This is a genomic window from Natrononativus sp. DTA114 (genome assembly GCF_059736515.1).
Map to the genome: position 1 here is coordinate 463,566 of NZ_JCASSN010000001.1, position 19,847 is coordinate 483,412.

A 19,847-nucleotide genomic window follows, 5' to 3' on the forward strand; every position below is an offset into this window, starting at 1 on the left:
GCTCACTCCCGGTACCGATTCAGGCGATCCTTCAGCCGCTTCGTGGCCTGTCCGGAAACCGCGGCGAAGTCCTCGCCCGAATTTTCACCCGCGAAAATGATCCCCCGCGAGGAGTTGACGAGGCCGACACCGCCGGCCAGCCCGTACTCGACGGCCGCCTCCGCGTCGCCGCCCTGGGCGCCGACGCCGGGAACCAGGAAGGGAAGATCGGGCACTTGTTCGCGCAACTCCTCGAGTTCTTCGGGCTTCGTGGCCCCGACGACCAGCCCCACGTTGTCGTTCTCGTTCCAGAGGTCGGCGAGCGCGGCGACCCGCTCGTACAGCGGTTCGCCCGTCTCGAGTTCGAGGTCCTGGAGGTCCGCGCCGCCGGGGTTCGAGGTCCGACAGAGGACGAAGACGCCGGCCTCCTCGTTCGCCAGGAACGGCTGCAGCGAATCCCGGCCCAGGTAGGGGTTGACGGTGATCGCGTCCACTCGCTCCAATATCTGGGCGTACTGGCGGGTCGTGTTCCCGATGTCCGCCCGCTTCGCGTCGAGCAGCACCGGAACGCCCTTTCCGTGGGCGTAGGCGACGGTTTCCTCGAGAGCGGCCCAGCCGTCGGGGTCCTCGTAGAACGCCGCGTTCGGTTTGTAGACGGCGGCGTGCTCGTGAGTCGCGTCGATGATCCGGCGGTTGAACGCCCACCGGGGGAGGTCGTGTTCTCGAAGGTGGTCGGGGATGCGCTTCGGATCGGGGTCGAGCCCCACCGAGACGACGCTGTCGACCGAAACGATCCGGTCGTGCAGCCGATCGAAGAAGTTCATGGAGCGGAGTGGCCGCCGGACCGTCGAAAAACTTGCTATCGGCGTGGACTCGAGCGCCGACTGGCCCCCGAGCGACCGACCACGCCCGCGGCGGTTCCTCGAGGGCTCGAACTCACCGCGCGACCGTCGACCAGAGGTTTCGGGTTTCCGGGCGGTTGACGGCCCACCAGGCCACTGCGCCGCCGACGCAGCCGGCGAACGCGAGCAGTCCATCGCTCGCCCCACCGGTGACGAGCACCGCGAGACCACCGAGCACGGCGGCGCCGGCGAACGCCCGCTCGGGATCGTCGAGGAGGACTGTTCCGGCCCCGAGCAGGAACGCCGTCCCGAAGAGCACCGACGCGACGAGGTCGGCGAAGTAGTGGACGCCCAGCGCGAGCCGCGAGACGCCGACGAGCGCGACGACGGCAGCCGCACCCAGGAGGCGGCGGCGGCGGGTAGAGACGGTCCCCCAGAGCGCCAGCGCCCCCCAGCAGATCGTCGCGGCCATCGTGTGCCCGCTCGGGAAGCCGTCGCCGTCGCGGGGCACCGCCTGCAGGGACTCGGGCGGGCGCGAGAAGGCGAACGACGCCTTCAGGATCAGGGTGAACGCCAGCCCACCGAGGACGACCGCGAGGACGAAGCCGGTCCGCCTCGAGAGCGGGCGCTCTGACCCGTTTCGGATCGAGCGATAGGCGTCGACCGCGGCGTATCCCAGCAGTGCAGCGACGATCAGGAGTTCGTCGCCGAGGAGCGCGGTCGCCTCGAAGATCGGGACCGACCACTCGGGGAGGGTCTGGCGGATCGCGCGCGTGATTCCGAGGTCTCTGTCCATGGGTGGCGGTGAGTCGCGTCGTCCGGTGTCGAGGGCCGCGCCGACGGCGGGCCGTCGACCGTTCTCTCACAGCGTTGATGCGCCCGTCTCTTAGCAGTACTGGTACGTGCTCGAGGAGGGACGGGGCGCGACAGCTCAATCGCGACCGGAACCGGCAATCAAGACCGGGACCGGCAATCAAGACCGGGACCAGCCGACGCCGCTACAGCCGGGAAGCCAACGTATTTACCTCGCATTAGCAAACCGGCCGGTATGAGCCGGGGTTCTCGATGAGCCAGATCGCTCTCGCCGCCGACTTCGCGATTATCATCGTCGTCGCCACGGTCATCGGAATCGTCGTCCGCCAGCTGGGCCAGCCGACGATCATCGCCTACATCGCTGCTGGCGTGATCCTCGGGCCGGTAGCGTTCGACATCGTCACCGACGAGGGCCTCGTCTACCTGATGGCGGAACTCGGACTCGGCTTTCTGCTCTTCCTCCTCGGAATGAAGATGCGATTTTCGGACATTCGCGAGATCCTGCGCCCGATTACGAACGTGGCGATCGGACAGACGGTGCTCCAGACGGCGCTGGCGTTTCTCGTCGCGCTCGCGCTCGGGTTCGACAGCCTGGAGATCATCGTCATCTCGCTGGCGACGGTGTTCGGCGCGACACCGATCATCGTCAAGGTGCTCTCCGACAAGGACGAGATCACCTCGCTGCCTGGCAAAATCGACGTCGGGGTTCTCATCGTCCAGGACATCTACCTCGTTATCGTTCTCGCGATGTTCAGTGCCGAATCGCTCGACAACGCCGGAGAGATTCTCGAGACCCTCGCGGTGATTTTCTCGCTGATCGCGGTCATCGGCGTCGTCTCGTTTCTCTCCTCGAGGTACGTCCTCCCACGGCTGTTCCGGCGGGTCGCGGACAACAAGGACGTCTTCCTGATCGTCGCCATCGCGTGGGCGTTTCTGTTCATCGCCGTCGCCGAGAGCCAGTTCGACGGCGGCGTCGAAATCGGGGCGTTCCTCGCCGGTATCAGCCTCGCACAGCTCCCCTACAGCAAGGAACTCGAGGATCGGATCACCCCGATCACCGACTTCTTCATCCTCGTCTTCTTCGCGAGCATCGGCCTCCAGATCGAGGGCGGGGCCGCGAGCCTCTTCGCCTACTGGTGGCAGGCGATCGTCGCCTCGGTGGTGCTGATGGTAGGCAACTTCTGGATCATGTTCTACCTCATCGACCGCGAGGGGTTCAGCGTCGAGCCGACGTTCCTTGCCTCGATCAACATGGTTCAGGTCAGTGAGTTCTCGCTCATTGTGGGTGCACTCGCCCTTCAACAGGAGTACATCGGCCCAGAGATCCTGGGCTATCTCACGCTGATGGCGCTGATGACGATGACCGTCTCGACGTACATCGTCGCCAACAACCACGCGATCTACGAGCGCGTCGAGCCCTGGTTCCGCCGGTTCGAATCCGAAGACGATCGGGACGCGGAGATCGCCACGTACAGCGACCACGCCATCGCGATCGGCTACGACGAGATCACCGAGCGCGTGCTGCCGATCCTCGCAAAGCGCTACGACGACGTCGTGGTCATCGATCGCCAGACGAGGCACATCGACAGGGCCGAAGACGCCGAGTACGACTACGTCTTCGGCGACTTCCGCCACGCCGAGATTCGCAAGGAAGCGAACCTCGCGGCAGCGAGCTTCGTGTTGAGCTCGAGCGTCGAACGGGAGGTCAACGAGGAACTGCTCAAGGAGGTCGACGAGGACGCGGCCGTCTTCGTCGAGTCCGAGCGCATCGCAGACGCCCGCGCGCTCTACGATCGCGGGGCGACGTACGTCATCATGAGCACGCACCTGACCGCCGAGATGGTCAGCGAGTACCTCGAGCGGTATCTCTCCGATCGGTCGTCGTTCGACGAGACGATCAACGACGACGTACAGCGGCTCAGACGCGGCGAACACGAACCGGCAGCCGACATGGTCGGCGACGGGGGTGAAACCGATGGTTGAGGCGCTCATCGTCGACCTGGGACTCATCTTCGTCGCCGCGGGGGTGCTGTTGCTGATCGCGAATCAGTTCCGGCTCCCGACGGTGCCGTTCTACCTCCTCGCCGGGATCGCCATCGGCTGGACCATCGGTACCGACGATCTGCTGGTGTTGGCGCAGTGGGGAATCGCCTTCCTCGTGTTCGTCTTCGGCATCCGTCTCGATCTCGGCGACGTCCAGTCCGTGCTCAGAGACGGCGAGATCGCGGCTATCATGCAACTGCTCGTCGTCGCTCCGATCGCGCTCGTCGTTGGCTATCTGTTCGCGGAGTTCTACGGCTTCGCCGACCCCCTGCGAAACGCGATTTACTTCAGCGCGGCCGTCACGCTGAGTTCGACGATCGTCGGCACGGGGTTGCTCGAGACCGAGATCCGTGACAACCTCGTTCACGGACGGCTCGCCTCCTCGATCCACTTCTTCGACGATCTCGTCGCGATCGGTTTAGTACTGATCCTGAGCACGGAGGCGCTGACCGGCGACGCGGTCGCCGCGAAGATCGGTTATGGCGTCGTGTTGCTCCTCGCCGCCGTCGTTCTCTACCGCCACGGCTTCCCGCTGCTGGTTCGCGTCACCGACGGTTCGGACGAACTCGTCCTGATGGGGAGCATCTCGATACTCGTCGCCTTCCTCGCCGCGGCGGAGTTCCTCGGCATCTCGATCGTCGTCGGCGCGTTCGCCGCCGGCGTCGCCATCAGAAACGACGAAACCCAGTCGCTCTCAGTCCGAAACGGGATCGACTCGATCCGGGACTTCTTCGTTACGATCTTCTTCGTCACGATCGGGGCGCTGGTCTCGATCCCCACGCTCGAGATGGCGACCATCGCGATCGCGCTCGTCGCACTCGTGATACTCATCAACCCGGTCGTCCTGCTGCTGGCGTTCGTCTACGAGGGGTACGACACGCGAACCGCGTTCCTCGCGACCTCCGGTCTCAACCAGGTCAGCGAGTTCTCGCTCATCATCGCAATACAGGCGGTCATCGTGACCGAAACCATCGCGGAGCCGATGTTCGACGCGATCATTCTCGCGGCGGCGGTGACGATGCTGCTCACCGCGTTCGTCCGACGGCGCGAAGAGGACCTCTACGCGGCGTTCGTTTCGCGGTTTTTCACCGAACAGCGAACTCGGAAAGTCGACGAGGAGAGCCGCGTCGACGACGACATCACCGACCACGTGATCGTCCTCGGCTACGGACGACAGGGGCGACGTCTCGTCGAGACCCTCGAGGACCTCGGCCAGCCGTACGTCGTCATGGAGAACGACCCGGTGTTTCGCGACCGCCTCGCGGTCGAGTGTCAGCAGTACGTCTTCGGCGACGCTCTGTCGGCGTATCCGTGGGAGAAGGCGCGGGTCGAGGACGCCGCGCTCGTGATCTCGACGGTCGATCACCCCCCGCTTTCGGCGTTCGTACTCGAACTCGAGACGGATGCGGACGTCATCCTTCGGTCGGACGACGCCGGGGACGCCGAGGCGCTCCTCGAGGCGGGCGCGATGTACGTCACCGTCCCCGACATCCTCGCCGGCGAACAGCTCGTCGAGGTCATCGAAACCCTGGTCGAAGCGGAGACCGGCCGGGCGGATCTCAGGGCGGACCACCTCGACCGGCTGGCCGAACTCGAGCGGTACGGGTTCGCCACCCAGGGCGAGCGGTACTGACGTCGTCGCTGGCCCGTCGGGACGCCCCACTCGTCGTCTCGGCAGCCGGCGAGGGTTTCGTGGGCGTCTCCTCAGAACGGCCCGTCGAGGTACTCGTGGACGGCGATGACGATTGCGAGGCCGAGAAGCAGTAACGGTCCGGACGCGATCGCTGGAAGATCGATGGCGGCGGCCAGCCCGAGCGCGCCAGCGATCGCGAGCAGGACGCCGACTGCGTACAGACCCAGGTTCCGGGCGAGACGCACCGGTTCGACTGCCTCGAGCATAGCTATCGTCGCGACGACCGTTCGGAAAGAGCTACCGGTGTCGGCGGGGTTCTCGATGCGAACCCGTGGCCGATCCAGAGTGACGTATTTTATTATCGGCGGGCGACGACGACGAGATATGACTATTTACGAAAGCGATCTCCCCGGCGTCGGGAAGAAGTACGAGATCGAACTCGAGGGCGACGAACGTCTCGTCATCGTCACGCACAACACGGGCAAGCGCGAGGTGTTTCTGAAGCCGACCGAACACGCCGATTCGGACAAACTGTTCGAACTCCCGGATCGACTCGCCCGAACGGTCGGCACGATCCTCGAGGGGGCGTACTTCCAGCCGGTTCAGACGGATCGCGTGGAGACGATGCTCTCCGACGAAACGTTCATCGAATGGTTCAGCGTCTCTCGAGAGTCGGAACTCGCCGGAAAGAGCCTCGCGGAGGCCGACGTGCGCAGACGGATCGGCGTCTCGATCGTCGCGATTCAGCGCGACGACGAGGTGATCGCGCCACCGACACCCGAGACGGTCATCGAGGCCGGCGACACGCTCGTCGTCGTCGGTGACCAGGACGACTGCAAAGAGTTCGAAACGCTCCTCGGAAACGACGAGACACGGTGATCAACCGATGCCGAGCCAGCAAGAGGTGGACGTGAGTGGCCGCTGAAGGCACCGCACTGATCGACGTAGGGGTGCTCTTCGCAGCGGTCGCCCTCGCCGGCCTCATCGCAAATCAGCTCAAGCAGTCGGTGATCCCCTTCTACATCGTCATCGGGATGCTTCTCGGGGAGCACCTCCTCGGGCAGGTCAGCTCCTGGTATCTCGTGGAAACCGACTTCATCCACCTCGGGGCCGAACTCGGGATCGTCTTCCTGCTGTTCTTCCTCGGCCTTGAGTTCAACTTAGAACGGTTGCTCGCCGCGAAAAACCGAATCGGGAAAGCCGGCACCTACGATCTCATCATCAACTTCGGGGTCGGGATGGTTCTGGGCTACGCCCTGTTCGGGGAGTTCTTGCCGGCGTTTCTCGTCGCCGGGATCGTCTACATCTCCTCTTCGGCGATCATCACCAAATCATTGATCGACCTCGGCTGGATCGCTAACGACGAAGCCGATCCGATGCTCGGCACGCTCGTGTACGAGGACCTCTTCATCGCGATCTATCTCGTCGTCGCGAGCGCACTCGTCCTCGGTGGGGGCAACCTGGGGGAGGCGGCCGGCGACATCGGTATCGCGGTCGTGTTTATCATGGTGCTCCTGCTGTTCGTCCACTTCGGAACCGCCTTTTTCCAACAGTCCCTCGAGACCGACTCCCACGAATACTTCGTCCTGCGGGCGATCGGCATTACGGTCCTGATCGCCGGCGCGGCGCTCGCGCTCGGCGTCAGCGAGGCCGTCGCCGCCTTCTTCGTCGGGATGGCGTTCTCCTCGACCGACCACGTCCACGAACTCGAGCGCCTGCTCGAACCCGTCCGGGACACGTTCGCCGCCGTATTCTTCTTCTGGATCGGCCTGGTGACGAACCCGTTCCTCTTTGCAGGCGTGGCGACGATGGTCGCCGCAGCAGTCGTGTTGACGACGCCGACGAAACTCGTAAGCGGCTACCTCGGCGGTCGCGTGTACGACCTGGACGAGCGTCGCTCCGTACGCGTCGGCCTCGGGATGGTGACCCGCGGGGAGTTCTCGCTGATCATCGCGAGTATCGCTATCGCCGGTGCTGGTACCGGCCTGGCGACGGAGACGGCGACCCAGATCAACGCTTTCGCCGTCGGCTACGTGCTGTTCATGAGCATCCTCGGCACCACGCTCATGCAGTACTCCGATCGCATCGAGTCCGTGGTCGTCCCGCGTCTCGAGTCGAAGTCCAGCAGTCCACAACCGAGCGACGATTAACGCCCGAAACGGACAGCTTCAAGTCCGCTGACTCCCTTTCCTCGGGCATGCCACGGGCGGTCGTCTTCGACCTGGACTATACCCTGGCGGTGCCCGAACGTGACCGTGAAACCATTCTCGCCGACGCGACCCGTCGAGCGGGCGCGCCGGCGCTTTCGCGGGAGGCCTACCTCGAGGCCCACCGCAAAAACCTCACCCGGGAAAGCCGCGAGCCGATCTTCGCGGATCTGCTGGCCGACCACGACACCGACGCCGATCCCGCCGCGGTGGCGACGGCGTACCGGGAGACGATCGCCGACTCGCTGGCTCCCCTGCCGGGGGTCGAGTCGATGCTCGGCGACCTCCGCGAGGAGTACCGCGTCGGCCTCCTGACGAACGGCCCCGTCCGCGCCCAGCGGGACAAACTCGCCACGCTCGGCTGGGAGCACGCCTTCGACGCCGCGCTCGTCACCGGCGAACTCGAGGCCGGCAAACCCGACCGCCGGGCGTTCGAGGCGATCCTCGAGGAACTCTCCGTCGCGCCCGGGCAGGCGGTGTACGTCGGCGACGAACTCGAGGCCGATATTTACGGGGCGACGAACGCCGGCATGGACGCGATTCAGGTGGTCCTCGAGGATACCGAGCCCGATCCGCGGGCGGTTGCCTGCCTCGAGCAGTCGTCGATTGCGACTGAGTTACCGCGACGACTCGAGGCGCTCGCGTGATCGGCTTCGAACTCCGCTCGACTGCCGGTGTCACGAGAGTCAGTGATCGATCATAACTGACGGTCCTGTCAACCAGTACGATTATCGTTCTGGAGAGAACGTCTCTCACGTGTTGATCGACAGCCGTGACCTCGTCATCGTCGCGTTCGCGATGGCCGTCGGATGGTCCAGCCGTTCGTTCGCCCACGCGCTCGACGTTCAGCAGTTCGTACTCCTGCTCCCCGCGGCCGCCCTCGGCGCGTACATCGGCCTCGACCTCACCGAAAACGGAAAGCCGGTCCAGAACGTCATCACGTATCTGGCGTTTTCGGTGACGCTGCTGGCCGGTACGATCGCGGGTCAGGAAACGGCTGCACCGCTGTGGGCGCTGGTGGCCGTCACGCTCCCTATCGCCTGGTTCGTGGGGAGATTCTCCCCGTCGCTTCCTGGGTGACCTCACCACGTTGGTCGGGAGTGCGTATCCACCTACCACCGCGAGCGACGGGCTATCACCCGTCGCGCCGCCGACCCGCACGAACCGAATCGCCACAGTTTAAACCCCTTCTCCGCGCAAATATTGCCATATGGTTCACAGCGAGATGGCGGCACTCGGCCACGAGCAGGTAACCCACTTCGTCGACGAGGAAACCGGGCTCCAGGCGATCGTTTCGATCCACGATACCACGCTCGGTCCCTCCCTCGGCGGCACCCGGCTACTCCCGTACGAGAGCGAAGACGCGGCGCTGCGGGACGTCCTCCGGCTCTCACGGGCGATGACCTACAAGGCCGCGGCGACCGACCTCGATCTGGGCGGCGGGAAGGCGGTGATCGTCGCCGACCCCGAGGCCAAAACCGAGGAGATGATGCGCGCCTACGGACGGATGGTCGACCGCCTCGGGGGCCACTACATCACCTCCGTCGACGTGAATACGGGCGTCGCGGACATGGACATCCTCCGCGAGGAAACCGAGTACGCCGTCGGCACCAGCGACGGCCTCGGCGACCCATCGCCGATCACGTCCCGCGGGGTCTTCTCGGGGCTCCGGGCCTGCGTCGAGACCACCTACGGCAGCGACGACCTCGAGGGTCGCTCCGTCGTGATCCAGGGCGTCGGCAAGGTCGGCCGCGGGCTCGCAGAACTCCTCTTGGAGCACGGCGCCGAGGTGACCGTCAGCGACGTCAACGAAGCGGCCGTCGCGGCGATGGTCGACGAACTCGGCGTCGACACCGTCGCGCCGGACGACGTCTACGCCGAGCCCTGCGACGTGTTCGCGCCGTGTGCCATCGGCGGCGTGATCAACGACGAGACGATTCCCCACCTCGACTGTGACATCGTCGCCGGCGGGACGAACAACGCCCTCGAGGAGCGCCGCCACGCCACCGAACTTCAGGAGAACGGGATCCTCTACGCGCCGGACTACGTCATCAACGCGGGCGGGCTGATCACCGTCGCCAACGAGTACTTCGGGCGGAGCCGCGAGGAAGCCCTCGCCGACGCCGAGGCCATCGGCGACCGCCTGCTCGACCTTATCGAGCGCGCCGAGGACCGCGAGATCACGGTACTCGACGCCGCCGACGAGTACGCCGAGGAGCGGATCGCAGCGGGCGACCGCGGCGAGCCGATGGCGTCGACGAACTGAGCGGCAGGCCTGATGGACACTCGGTCCGATCCTCGCCGAGTTCGATCCGCGGGTGTCTACAAGGGGTGTCGCACGCCGGAGACGCTCTACCGTCTCGTTTGTAACGGGGAGTAAGCGAGACGCCGGTCGATCGCCCGGGGTGAAAATAACGGATGAGAAAAGTATAACTCTGTGGCTACGTGGTGTTGGCCATATGAACGGCCCGTCGTTGATCGACGCTCTCGACGATCTCTTCTTCGTTTTCGACGAGTCGAGAACAGTCGTCATCTGGAATCAGGCGGCGCTGGAGGTGACCGGCTACTCCGAGGAGGAACTGGCGGGAATGGGGCTGGCGGACTTTTTCGAGGGGGCCGACCTGGAACGGATCACGGGTGCGGCCGCGAGCGGAGCCGAGACGGGAGGCACCGGTGTCGAGGGAGAGCTCGTGACCGCCGGCGGCGATCGGATCCCCTACGAGTTCAGCCTTCGACAGCTGTCCGGAGCGGACCGCGGGGCGTTCGCCGGAATCGGACGCGACATCACCGATCGCGTCCGCAAACGGACGCAACTCGAGATCCGCGAACGGACGCTACGAGAGATGTACGAGATCATCGCGGACCCGCAGCGAACGTTCGCCGAACAGGTAGAGGCGTTGCTCGAACTCGGCCGGGCGGAGCTCGAGACGGCCTACGGAACGTTCTCGAAGATCGAAGGCGACGAGTACGTCTTCGAGGTGGTCGCCGCGGAGGACGACAGCATCCAGGCGGGGGACGTCGTTCCGCTGTCGGCGACGAACTGCGAGATCGCGGCCAGCAACGAACGGACGCTCGTCCTCGGTGACGTTGCACGAGACGCGCCGACGCAAACGGACCGGGCTGGCTACACCGAGTGGGGGATTTCGTGCTACGTCGGTGCGCCAGTGTTCCTCGACGACGACGTGTACGGTACGTTCTGCTTCTACGACACCGAGCCCCGCGTCGGTACCTTTTCGAACTGGACGGTCACGCTCGTCGATCTGATGAGTCAGTGGGTGAGTTACGAACTCGAGCGCCAGCGGGCGAAAGACCGGCTCCGGAAGCAGAACGAGGAGTTAGAACAGTTCGCGACGAGGGTTTCTCACGACCTCCGCAATCCGCTCAGCGTGGCGGACGTGTCGCTGAAACGCGCCAGGGAAACCGGGGACGTGGAACACCTCGAACACGCCCACCGCGCGATCGATCGAATGAATACGCTCATCGACGACCTGTTGATGCTGGCCCGATCGGGAACGGTGATCGACGAAACGGAGCCAGTCGATCTGCGGGCGCTCGCGGAGCACTGTTGGCAGAACGTCACGACGGACGCGGCCGAACTCGAGATCGAAACCGAACGGACCGTTCTCGCGGATAAAACCCGCCTCGAGCAGTTGCTCGAGAACCTGTTCAGAAACGCAGTCGAACACAGCGACGAGCGGGTGACGATTACGGTCGCCGATCGCCCCGAGGGGTTCTACGTCGACGACGACGGGCCGGGAATTCCGGAGGCCAAACGTGAAAGCGCGTTCGAGCGGGGGTATACGACGACCCCTGAGGGAATCGGGTTCGGACTCGCGATCGTAAAAGAAATCGCCGACGCACACGGCTGGCGTCTCCAGATCGGAGACAGCCCGACCGGCGGGACACGATTCGAGTTCACTGACGTGGCGATGGAGCGGGCAAACGTGTGACCGCTCGCGGATCGATCTACCGATCGCACGGTCGCGATTTAGGGCGCGTCGTCGCTTCTGAGCGCACGGCTCGCCGCCTGCACTACGTCCGTCGCACGCTTGACCTCCGCGCCGCTCTCGACGAACACCAGCGTCTTCGGGGGCTGACTGGCCTTCGGTCGCGCCCGTAACTCGAGGTCGTCGGCCGCGTCGACGGCCGCTTCCCTGCCGGAATCGAACTCGAGGTGCGCTCGATCGGAGTGGACGAACACCCGGGCGAAGCGCTCGCCGTCGCGTTCGACGTCGTAGGCCCGCCCGCCGTCGGCGGTCACCTCGACGTCGTCGTCGACGTTCGTTACGGCCATCCGCCGGAGTTCGCCGTCGGTACGGCCGTCGAGTTCCGAGGAGAGGAGTTCGGCGATGCGCCGGCCGTCCGTGATTCGCTTCTCGACCATACCGGCGTTCGGGTAGCGAGGGCCTAACGCCCTTCGATCACGGTCTCTCGAGCCGCGGGGGCGAGCTCCGAGACGTCGAGGCCCTCGCCGTGGGCGTAGACGACCGCGGCGGCCTCGATGGTGATCTCGAGGTCGCCCTGGAGGGCGTTGATCGCGCCGACGGCCTCGTGTTTCTCGACCCCTGCCGCGACGAGGGTGTCGAGGACGCGCTCGAACGCCGATCGTTCGCGCAGGAGGTCCTCGTCGGGGACGAACTCGTCAGGAACCGTGACCGATGCGGGATCGACGGTGAGCCTGAGTTCGGAGCCCTCGCGCTCGAGCAGCCCCTGTTCGATTCCGACGGTAACCAGTCGCGTCGACTGGTCGGGTGAGAACCAGTCCCGGTCGAGCGAGAGCGCGACGACGAACTCGTTCTCCCGGAGGGTTCGGGTCCCGTTCTGCTTGAACGGCGCTGCGACGGCGACGCGAAGGCTCATCGGAGACGACTCTCTGTGGGGAGTGAATAACGGTGGCGGTTTCGCTCAGTCCGAGGCCCGACCGCCTCCACCGGCGTGGCCGTTTCGGTTGGCCCGGGACGGCGGCGGGAACTGTGTTGGCGTCGACTCCGGGGGCTCCGGGAGCACGCAGCGCCCGAGTTCGCGGTTGACGTGTGCGTACTGTTCCGGGGCGTTCGCAAGGGGGTGAGCGGGATTCTGGTCGCTATCGATACGGGCGGCGCGGGCCTCGCCGAAGCCGTTGAGGCGGGCCTGGATGCCCCGCCAGTGGTTGGCGCTTTCGGTCGGTACCGAGAACGGCCGCGGTGGCTCTCGGTCCGGGTGACGCGCGGCCAGGAGCGCACTGTTGACGTTGCTGGCCAGGTCGTCGTGATCGACGAGGACGCCGACGCGCGCGTTCGGCGGGGCCCTGGCGGCCAGGATATCGAGGCCGAGGTGGAGCGCACGATACTCGGCGACGTTGTTGTCGGGCGGGGTATCGGCCGTGGCGACCCGTCCGACACGGGTTCCGTCGCGCGTTTCGATGACGGCGCCGAGCCCACCGCCGGACTCACGAAACGACCCATCAGTGGCGACGTAGAAGTCACGGTGGTGGGTGTGGGGAGGGTGAGCGATGTGGGGAGTCGGCGACTCGTCGAACAGGTCCCGCAGCGCGGGGCGGCCATGGGCGGCCATGGCCGTCGGTATGTTACCCGATGTCTTAACTGTATTGTTTGCTATACCATACCACGGCACATCTGCCGTCCTGTCGCTCTGCAATACATTCGCGCATTGTTACCATACCACATGTATAAATAATCGTACCCCCATCTCGAAGCATGCCACGGGAATCAGAACCGACGGTGGGGCGACGACAGTTTCTCGCATTTGCCGGTGCAGCAGCTGCGACGGCGAGTGTCGCCGGCTGTCTCGATACCGAAGGTGAGGCAGCGAACGGCGATTCGGACGACGGTGGCGACGGCAACGGCGATGGCGATCCGGCTGACAGAGAGGGGTCGTCGATCGCGATCAGCCAGACCCAGGACCCGACGACGCTCGATCCACACGACCACCGGGAGACGACGACCGACAACGTCCTGCTACAGGGCTACGAGTTCATCCTCGCACGCGACGCGGACGGCGAGATCGTCGAGGGAATCGCGACGGAGTGGGAGATCGTCGAGGAGGACCAACACGAGTTGACCATCCGCGACGACGTCCAGTTCCACAGCGGTGACGACCTTACGGCCGAGGACTGTGCGTTCAGCATCAACCGGGTCGTTGATCCGGCGGTCGGGAACCTCGAGAGCCCGCAGGCCGACCAGCTCGCGGGCGTCACGGGTGCAGAGGCGGACGGCGACACGATCCTCGTCCAGTCCGATGGGTCGAATCCGATGGTGTTCGCGAACCTCGCCTCGTACTGTCCGATGGTTCAGGAGGACTGGATCATGGACCGCGAACCCGAGGAGGTCGCGGCGGATATCAACGGGACGGGTCCGTACCAGCTCGAAGAGTTCGTCGACGGCGAGTACACCCACTTTACGAGCTTCCCGGACTACTGGCAAGGGGAGGCCGATATCGAGGAGGTGACGATCGACGCCTCGACCGAGTCGAGCACCCGCATCAACAGCCTGCTCGCCGGCGAGATCGATATCGCGACGGCGGTTCCGCCGGACGACGCCCCTCGCGTGGACGGGGAGGACGAGACGTACATCGCCGACGCGCCCAGCACGCGGATCCTCATGCTCCCGATGCGCTACGACGTCGAACCGTTCGACAGCCAGGAGTTCCGCCAGGCGCTCAACTACGCGATTGACTTCGACGCCATCGTCGACGAGGTGCTCTCCGGGTTCGGCGATGCCACCGCCCAGCCGACGCTCGAGGGCTACTTCGGCTTCAACGACGACCTCGAGCCCTACCCGTACGACCCCGAGCGAGCCGAGGAGCTGATCGAGGAGAGCGGCCACGCCGACGAGGAGATCACGCTCGAGGTGCCGGCCGGGCGGTACCTCCAGAGCGACGAGATCGCACAGGCCTGCGTGGGCTACCTCGACGACCTCGATAACCTCTCCTGTGAGATCGAAATGCGCGACTTCGGTGAGATGGCGTCGATCCTGCTCGACGGCGACATCGAATCGACTCCGCCCTTCTTCCTGATCGGATGGGGGAACACGACGTTCGACGCCCAGCAGAACCTGTTCCCGTGGTTCACCGAGGAAACCTCCCAGTACACGTTCCTCGACGACGAACTCCAGGAGCTCATCTACGACGCGTCGGCCGAGATCGACGAGGACGAGCGCGAGCAGCTGCTGATGGACGCCTGTGAACGCGCCCACGAGCTGGCGGTGTTCGTCTTCCTGAACCGCGAGTATCTGATATACGGCATCAACGAGCGCATCGACTGGGAGCCCAGACAGGACGAGTTCTCACTCGTCTACGAGATGTCTCTCACCGAGTAAGCGTCCGCGCTTCAGACCTCTCTCAATCATGTCACAGTATCAGTTCATCCTCCGCCGGAGCGTGCAGGGTATATTCGTCATCTGGGGCGTCGTGACGGTCGTGTTCCTGCTCCGGTTTATGACGCCGGGAAGCCCCGTCGACTTCGTCGCACCGTTAGACGCTTCCCCCCAACTTCGCGCACAGATCGCCGCGAACCTCGGGGTCGACCAGCCGATCTACGTCCAGTACGTCGAGTACCTCACCAGGTTGGTCCAGGGGGATATGGGATACTCCTATATCCGTGGCCGGCCCGCCAGCGGGATCATCTTCGCGCGACTGCCCGCAACCATCGAACTCGCGGTCGTCGCAACGCTGGTGGCGATCGTGTTCTCCATCCCGCTCGGCGTCGTGAGCGCGACGAGACGCCACGAGCCCGCCGACTACGCGGCCACGACGTTCTCGCTGTTCGGCATCAGCACGCCGAACTTCTGGCTCGGCATCATGCTCATCCTGCTGGTCGCCGTCGGCCTCGGAATACTGCCGACGAGTCGGCGGCCGATCGGGTTGCTGCCGGCTCTGGAGATGCTCGTCTTCCAACTCGAGGTCCAGGGGATACGGACCTGGCTCGCACACATCGTGCTCCCGGCGATCACCCTCGGGACGTACTTCACCGCGATGATCGTCCGCCTCACGCGGAGCGGGATGCTCGACGAACTCGGCAAACCCTACGTGCAGGCGACGCGCGCGAAGGGGCTGCCCGAGACGCTCGTCCGGTACAAACACGTCCTGCGAAACACGATGATCCCGATCATCACCGTGCTGGGCCTCCAGCTCGGGACGCTGATCGGCGGAGCGGTGATCACCGAGTTCGTGTTCAACTGGCCGGGGCTGGGAACGCTCATCATCAATGCGATCACCGTCAGAGACTGGCCGATCATCCAGGGCTCGCTCATCGTCATCGGCGTCGGCTTCGTCGTCATCAACATCGCCGTCGACTGGATGTACGCCTACCTTAACCCGCGGGTGAGCTTCGAATGAGCGAGGTGAGTCGATGATCTCCGAACGGATCCGTCGGAGCCTTCGCCGGGAGTTTAGCCAGAGCCTGATGGCGAAGATCGGGCTCTTTCTCGTCGTTCTGGTCTTCCTCACCGCGATCTTCGCGCCGTTTCTCGCCCCGCACAACCCGAATCAACAGGGCCTCGAGGAGTCGAACCTGCCGCCGATCGGCGTCACGCAGACGAGCGAGGAGTTCCGGATGGTCGACGGCGAGCGCGAGACCGTCGAGACGACCACGAGCGGCTCGCTCGACAACCCGTTCGGTACCGACGCGCTCGGTCGCGACCTGTTCTCGCGAGTGCTGTTCGGCGCGCGGACGTCGCTGATGGTCGGCATCGTCGGGACGATGATCGCCGTCGGACTCGGCGTCAGCGTGGGGCTCGTCGCCGGCTACTACGGGGGGCGGGTCGACGACTCGCTCATGCGATTCGCCGACATCATGCTCGCGTTTCCGGCGCTCGTGCTCGCGATCGCGCTCGTCGGGTTGCTCGGGCCGATGAGTATCGGGATACCCGATCCGTTCGTCGCCCTCGGCCTCGTCGACGGAATGCCGTCGACGTTCGTCTTCCCGGTGACGCTCACGCTCGTCGTGGGCATCGTCAACTGGGTCTGGTTCGCCAGGATCGCCCGCGGCGAGGCGCTGTCGATCCGCCAGCAGGAGTACGTCAAGGCCGCGAAGAGCCTCGGCGCCAGTGACTGGACGATCCTCAGACAGCACGTCCTGCCGAACAGCCTGACGCCGATCATCGTGCTGGCGACGATCCAGGTCGCCGCCATCATCCTCCTCGAGAGCTCGCTGTCCTTCCTGGGCTTCTCGGGAACGACGCTCTCGTGGGGCTTCGACATCGCCCAGGGACGTGATTACCTCGCGACCTCGTGGTGGATCGCCAGCATTCCCGGCTTCGCCATCGTGCTGACGGTGATCGGAATCAACCTGCTCGGCGACTGGCTTCGGGACGCCCTCGACCCGGGAATCGAGGGCGAACACGGGGGTGGGATGTAGATGGAGCGACCACCTATCCTCCGGGTTGAGGGGCTCGAGACCCGATTCTTCACCGAGGACGGCCAGGTGAACGCGGTCGACGGCATCGACCTCGAGATCCGCGACGGCGAGGTGTTCGGTATCGTCGGCGAGTCCGGCTCGGGCAAGAGCGTCGCCGCGCTCTCCCTGCTCGGGCTGCTCGAGTCGCCAGGGCGGGTCACCGGCGGGTCGATCTGGTACCGTAATCCGGATCTCGTCGACTCCCTCGGCGAGGAGGTCCCGGAGGCCGTCAACGGGGAGTACGTCGACCTCCAGGCGCTGCCGCCGGAAAAGCGGCGGACGCTCCGAGGGACGAACTTCTCGATGATCTTCCAGGACCCGATGAGCAGCTTCAACCCGAGTCTCACCGTCGGCGAGCAGATCGCCGAAGCCGTCGAGGCCCAGCAGCGCGCCCGGGCGAATCCCCGATCGGTTGCCTCGAGAACGCAGGGGTACGGACTCGCCTCCTACCTCGCGAGCACGGTGATGGCCTCGAAGAAGTACGTCACCGAATCGAGTCAGGAGCGGGCGGTGGAGTTACTCGAACTGGTTGGGATTCCGGACCCCGTCGAGCGAGCCGCAGAACACCCACACGAGTACTCCGGGGGAATGCTCCAGCGGGCGATGATCGCGCAGGCGCTCGCGGGCGAACCCGACGTGCTCATCGCGGACGAGCCGACGACGGCGCTCGACGTCACCATCCAGGCGCAGATCCTCGACTTGCTCGCGGAACTGCAAGAGGAGACCGGGATGACGATTTTGCTGATCACGCACAACCTGGGCGTGGTCGCACGGATGTGCGACCGCGTCGGCGTCATGTACGCCGGCGAGATCGTCGAACGCGGGACGCTCGAAGACGTCTTCGACGATCCAGTACACCCCTACACGCAAGGACTGCTCGGGAGCATCCCGGAACTCGAGGGCGCCGGCGGTCGCTTACAGCCGATTCCGGGGAACGTCCCCAGCCTGCTCGACCACGAGATGCCGAATCGATGTTACTTCGCCGATCGCTGCCCGAAGGCGATGGAGGAGTGTCTCGAGCACCCACCCGAGTTCGACGTGGAGGAGAGTCCGGAACATGCCACGAGGTGCTACCTCGCGGAGACGGAGTACGACGAGTCGAAAGCCCTCCCCGAGAACTACTTCGAGGAACGGCAGCCGGCCGCGGCCGATCAGGCGGAAGCGACACCGCAGACCGAGGCCCAGACCGACGGCGGCGACGGCGCCACCGGCTCGCGTTCGACGGATTGGTCCTCACGAGGCGATCGGCGATGAGCGCCGAGGACCCGCTCGTTCGGGTCGCCGGTCTCGAGAAGTACTTCTGGGAGAACGACTCGATCCTCGACCGCCTCGTCGGCGCAGAACCCACGGCCGTCCGGGCGGTCGATGGCGTGAGCTTCGACATTTACGAGGGCGAGACCCTGGGGCTGGTCGGCGAATCCGGCTGCGGGAAGTCGACGACCGGCGAGACGCTGCTTCGGTTGCAAGAGCCGACGGACGGCCGGGTCGAATTCGAGGGCGAAAACGTCTACGACCTCGAGGACGCGGAACTCAACGCGTTCCGCCGGGAGGCCCAGGTCGTCTTTCAGGACCCGTTCTCGAGCCTCGATCCTCGGATGACCGTCGGTCAGATCGTTCGCCAGCCACTCGACATCCACGGCTGGCCCTGGACCGATCCGGCCGTCGAACCGGTCGCAGCGGTCACGACGGACGGAATCGACCGTGCGGAGGTGTCGGTGGTCGTCGACGACGACGTGGACAAAGTCGCCGCGGTCGAGGACGGCGTCGCGACGGTGCCGGTCGCCGTTCGAACCGGGCGGGACGATCGGTCCCCGGCCGAGGCGCACGTCGACGAGGACGGCGGCATCACCGCAGAAGTGCCGGACGGGCTCACCGTCGCGGTCGACCGAAACGAGGGCGGCGTCGTGGTCCGGGTGTCCGTCGGCCACTCGGAGACGGTGCTCCGTCGCCGGCGCGTTCAGGATCTCCTGGAACGGGTAGGGCTTTCCGCGGATCAACTCGAGCGCTACCCCCACGAGTTCTCTGGTGGGCAGCGCCAGCGTATCGGGATCGCCCGGGCGCTGGCACTCGAGCCCGAGTTCCTCGTGCTGGACGAGCCGACGAGCGCGCTGGACGTCTCGGTGCAGGCGCAGGTGCTCAACCTGCTCGACGACCTCCAGGACGAGTTCGATCTCACCTACCTGCTGATCAGTCACGATCTCTCGGTTATCAGGCACGTCTGCGACCGCGTCGCGGTGATGTACCTCGGCGAGATCGTCGAAGTGGGACCGGCTGCCGAAATCTTCGAGGAGCCGAAGCACCCGTACACGCAGGCGCTACTCGAGAGCGTTCCCCGCGCCTCGACCGAGGAGAAAGAGCGCGATCGCGAGACCCTCGCCGGCGACGTCCCCTCGCCGCGTGATCCGCCATCCGGCTGTCGCTTTCGTACCCGGTGTCCGATGGTGATCCCGCCCGACGACCTCGAGATCGACCAGGACACCTACCGCGCGATCATGAGCCTCCGCGAGCGGATCGAAAACCGGGCGGTGAGTCTCAAACCCACCGCAGGCGACGAGACGGAGCGAGCGGTCGATGCGGGAGACGACCGCGAGACGGCCGTCGAAGCGCTGAAGTCACGACTGCTCGAGGTCGAGTTGGCGCCACGACACGACGAGATCGTCACGGAAGCCCTCGAAGCGGTGATCGGTGACGACTGGGAGAGTGGCGCTGCCCAACTCCGCGAGGCGTACGAGAGTCCCTGTGAGCGCAAGAACCCGGCGCTGGGGGAAGGGGCACACCCGGCTGCCTGTCACCTCCCCGATCGACCCGACGTCCGGGACGCCGATGCCGATGTCACACCGACGTCCCGGTCCGAACAATCGTAACGACGGCTCGATCGAACTGGCGTTCTCTGCACCACAACTGCGCCGCCCTTCGTCGTCCCACGTTTCGAGTCA

Annotated in this window: 19 protein-coding genes; 13 read left to right on the top strand and 6 right to left on the bottom strand. The window is 65.4% G+C overall.

The window, feature by feature from the left end; all coding sequences use genetic code 11:
* Nucleotides 1-2: 2 nt before the first annotated feature.
* Both pyrF and AC6I6S_RS02435 read right to left on the bottom strand, forming a co-directional pair.
* Nucleotides 3-803, bottom strand: a complete 801-nt coding sequence (gene pyrF / locus AC6I6S_RS02430) for an orotidine-5'-phosphate decarboxylase (RefSeq protein ID WP_497948136.1) — start codon at nt 801-803, stop codon at nt 3-5.
* A 112-nt stretch (nt 804-915) separates the two neighbouring features.
* Nucleotides 916-1,617, bottom strand: coding sequence for a phosphatase PAP2 family protein (locus AC6I6S_RS02435; protein ID WP_497948137.1), 702 nt, complete (start codon nt 1,615-1,617; stop codon nt 916-918).
* A gap of 269 nt (nt 1,618-1,886) precedes the next feature.
* Here AC6I6S_RS02435 and AC6I6S_RS02440 point away from each other — a divergent pair, with 269 nt between their 5' ends.
* Complete coding sequence (locus AC6I6S_RS02440) at nt 1,887-3,617, top strand: cation:proton antiporter domain-containing protein (RefSeq protein WP_497948138.1); 1,731 nt, start codon at nt 1,887-1,889, stop codon at nt 3,615-3,617.
* The gene (locus AC6I6S_RS02445; protein WP_497948139.1) at nt 3,610-5,310 is read left to right on the top strand and encodes a cation:proton antiporter domain-containing protein; all 1,701 of its coding nucleotides are present in this window, start codon (nt 3,610-3,612) and stop codon (nt 5,308-5,310) included. Before AC6I6S_RS02440 ends, AC6I6S_RS02445 begins: the two co-directional genes overlap by 8 nt.
* Nucleotides 5,311-5,381: 71 nt before the next feature.
* Here AC6I6S_RS02445 and AC6I6S_RS02450 read toward each other — a convergent pair whose 3' ends face one another.
* Nucleotides 5,382-5,576, bottom strand: a complete 195-nt coding sequence (locus tag AC6I6S_RS02450) for a hypothetical protein (protein WP_497948140.1) — start codon at nt 5,574-5,576, stop codon at nt 5,382-5,384.
* Between the two features lie 118 nt (nt 5,577-5,694).
* Here AC6I6S_RS02450 and AC6I6S_RS02455 point away from each other — a divergent pair, with 118 nt between their 5' ends.
* From AC6I6S_RS02455 to AC6I6S_RS02480, 6 genes are all read left to right on the top strand, one after another.
* Nucleotides 5,695-6,189, top strand: a complete 495-nt coding sequence (locus AC6I6S_RS02455; RefSeq protein WP_497948141.1) for a cation:proton antiporter regulatory subunit — start codon at nt 5,695-5,697, stop codon at nt 6,187-6,189.
* 35 nt (nt 6,190-6,224) lie between these two features.
* The gene (locus AC6I6S_RS02460; protein ID WP_497948142.1) at nt 6,225-7,460 is read left to right on the top strand and encodes a cation:proton antiporter; all 1,236 of its coding nucleotides are present in this window, start codon (nt 6,225-6,227) and stop codon (nt 7,458-7,460) included.
* A gap of 47 nt (nt 7,461-7,507) precedes the next feature.
* Nucleotides 7,508-8,164 (top strand): HAD family hydrolase, encoded by a 657-nt coding sequence (locus AC6I6S_RS02465; protein ID WP_497948143.1) that lies wholly within the window; start codon nt 7,508-7,510, stop codon nt 8,162-8,164.
* A gap of 109 nt (nt 8,165-8,273) precedes the next feature.
* Nucleotides 8,274-8,597, top strand: a complete 324-nt coding sequence (locus tag AC6I6S_RS02470; protein ID WP_497948144.1) for a hypothetical protein — start codon at nt 8,274-8,276, stop codon at nt 8,595-8,597.
* Nucleotides 8,598-8,727: 130 nt separating this feature from the next.
* Nucleotides 8,728-9,783 (top strand): Leu/Phe/Val dehydrogenase, encoded by a 1,056-nt coding sequence (locus AC6I6S_RS02475; RefSeq protein WP_497948145.1) that lies wholly within the window; start codon nt 8,728-8,730, stop codon nt 9,781-9,783.
* 193 nt (nt 9,784-9,976) lie between these two features.
* Entirely contained in the window at nt 9,977-11,467 is a 1,491-nt protein-coding gene (locus AC6I6S_RS02480; protein ID WP_497948146.1) for a sensor histidine kinase, read from the top strand.
* A gap of 38 nt (nt 11,468-11,505) precedes the next feature.
* Here the strand turns inward: AC6I6S_RS02480 and AC6I6S_RS02485 are convergent, their stop codons facing one another.
* From AC6I6S_RS02485 to AC6I6S_RS02495, 3 genes are read right to left on the bottom strand one after another with little or no spacing between them, the layout of a single operon-like run.
* Nucleotides 11,506-11,901 (bottom strand): DUF7993 family protein, encoded by a 396-nt coding sequence (locus tag AC6I6S_RS02485; protein ID WP_497948147.1) that lies wholly within the window; start codon nt 11,899-11,901, stop codon nt 11,506-11,508.
* Nucleotides 11,902-11,924: 23 nt separating this feature from the next.
* Nucleotides 11,925-12,377 carry a DUF2240 family protein gene (locus AC6I6S_RS02490; protein WP_497948148.1) on the bottom strand — a complete coding sequence of 151 codons (453 nt, stop codon included), beginning with the start codon at nt 12,375-12,377 and terminating at the stop codon, nt 11,925-11,927.
* Nucleotides 12,378-12,422: 45 nt separating this feature from the next.
* Nucleotides 12,423-13,070 carry a ribonuclease H family protein gene (locus AC6I6S_RS02495; protein WP_497948149.1) on the bottom strand — a complete coding sequence of 216 codons (648 nt, stop codon included), beginning with the start codon at nt 13,068-13,070 and terminating at the stop codon, nt 12,423-12,425.
* 143 nt (nt 13,071-13,213) lie between these two features.
* On the opposite strand from AC6I6S_RS02495, the gene AC6I6S_RS02500 reads away from it, so the two are divergent.
* The 5 genes from AC6I6S_RS02500 to AC6I6S_RS02520 are packed head-to-tail and all read left to right on the top strand — an operon-like array spanning nt 13,214 to nt 19,775.
* Complete coding sequence (locus AC6I6S_RS02500) at nt 13,214-14,833, top strand: ABC transporter substrate-binding protein (protein ID WP_497948150.1); 1,620 nt, start codon at nt 13,214-13,216, stop codon at nt 14,831-14,833.
* A gap of 28 nt (nt 14,834-14,861) precedes the next feature.
* On the top strand, nt 14,862-15,851 hold the full coding sequence (locus AC6I6S_RS02505; protein ID WP_497948151.1) for an ABC transporter permease: 990 nt from the start codon (nt 14,862-14,864) through the stop codon (nt 15,849-15,851).
* 13 nt (nt 15,852-15,864) lie between these two features.
* Complete coding sequence (locus AC6I6S_RS02510) at nt 15,865-16,872, top strand: ABC transporter permease (RefSeq protein WP_497948152.1); 1,008 nt, start codon at nt 15,865-15,867, stop codon at nt 16,870-16,872.
* Nucleotides 16,873-18,165 (top strand): ABC transporter ATP-binding protein, encoded by a 1,293-nt coding sequence (locus AC6I6S_RS02515; protein ID WP_497948153.1) that lies wholly within the window; start codon nt 16,873-16,875, stop codon nt 18,163-18,165.
* On the top strand, nt 18,162-19,775 hold the full coding sequence (locus AC6I6S_RS02520; RefSeq protein ID WP_497948154.1) for an ABC transporter ATP-binding protein: 1,614 nt from the start codon (nt 18,162-18,164) through the stop codon (nt 19,773-19,775). Before AC6I6S_RS02515 ends, AC6I6S_RS02520 begins: the two co-directional genes overlap by 4 nt.
* Nucleotides 19,776-19,847 lie beyond the last annotated feature (72 nt).

Bases quoted from the DNA above. Each gene is read 5' to 3' on its own strand.
- pyrF (WP_497948136.1), bottom strand. From the start codon at position 803: ATGAACTTCTTCGATCGGCTGCACGACCGGATCGTTTCGGTCGACAGC.
- AC6I6S_RS02435 (WP_497948137.1), bottom strand. From the start codon at position 1,617: ATGGACAGAGACCTCGGAATCACGCGCGCGATCCGCCAGACCCTCCCC.
- AC6I6S_RS02440 (WP_497948138.1), top strand. From the start codon at position 1,887: ATGAGCCAGATCGCTCTCGCCGCCGACTTCGCGATTATCATCGTCGTC.
- AC6I6S_RS02445 (WP_497948139.1), top strand. From the start codon at position 3,610: ATGGTTGAGGCGCTCATCGTCGACCTGGGACTCATCTTCGTCGCCGCG.
- AC6I6S_RS02450 (WP_497948140.1), bottom strand. From the start codon at position 5,576: ATGCTCGAGGCAGTCGAACCGGTGCGTCTCGCCCGGAACCTGGGTCTG.
- AC6I6S_RS02455 (WP_497948141.1), top strand. From the start codon at position 5,695: ATGACTATTTACGAAAGCGATCTCCCCGGCGTCGGGAAGAAGTACGAG.
- AC6I6S_RS02465 (WP_497948143.1), top strand. From the start codon at position 7,508: ATGCCACGGGCGGTCGTCTTCGACCTGGACTATACCCTGGCGGTGCCC.
- AC6I6S_RS02475 (WP_497948145.1), top strand. From the start codon at position 8,728: ATGGTTCACAGCGAGATGGCGGCACTCGGCCACGAGCAGGTAACCCAC.
- AC6I6S_RS02480 (WP_497948146.1), top strand. From the start codon at position 9,977: ATGAACGGCCCGTCGTTGATCGACGCTCTCGACGATCTCTTCTTCGTT.
- AC6I6S_RS02485 (WP_497948147.1), bottom strand. From the start codon at position 11,901: ATGGTCGAGAAGCGAATCACGGACGGCCGGCGCATCGCCGAACTCCTC.
- AC6I6S_RS02490 (WP_497948148.1), bottom strand. From the start codon at position 12,377: ATGAGCCTTCGCGTCGCCGTCGCAGCGCCGTTCAAGCAGAACGGGACC.
- AC6I6S_RS02495 (WP_497948149.1), bottom strand. From the start codon at position 13,070: ATGGCCGCCCATGGCCGCCCCGCGCTGCGGGACCTGTTCGACGAGTCG.
- AC6I6S_RS02500 (WP_497948150.1), top strand. From the start codon at position 13,214: ATGCCACGGGAATCAGAACCGACGGTGGGGCGACGACAGTTTCTCGCA.
- AC6I6S_RS02505 (WP_497948151.1), top strand. From the start codon at position 14,862: ATGTCACAGTATCAGTTCATCCTCCGCCGGAGCGTGCAGGGTATATTC.
- AC6I6S_RS02510 (WP_497948152.1), top strand. From the start codon at position 15,865: ATGATCTCCGAACGGATCCGTCGGAGCCTTCGCCGGGAGTTTAGCCAG.
- AC6I6S_RS02515 (WP_497948153.1), top strand. From the start codon at position 16,873: ATGGAGCGACCACCTATCCTCCGGGTTGAGGGGCTCGAGACCCGATTC.
- AC6I6S_RS02520 (WP_497948154.1), top strand. From the start codon at position 18,162: ATGAGCGCCGAGGACCCGCTCGTTCGGGTCGCCGGTCTCGAGAAGTAC.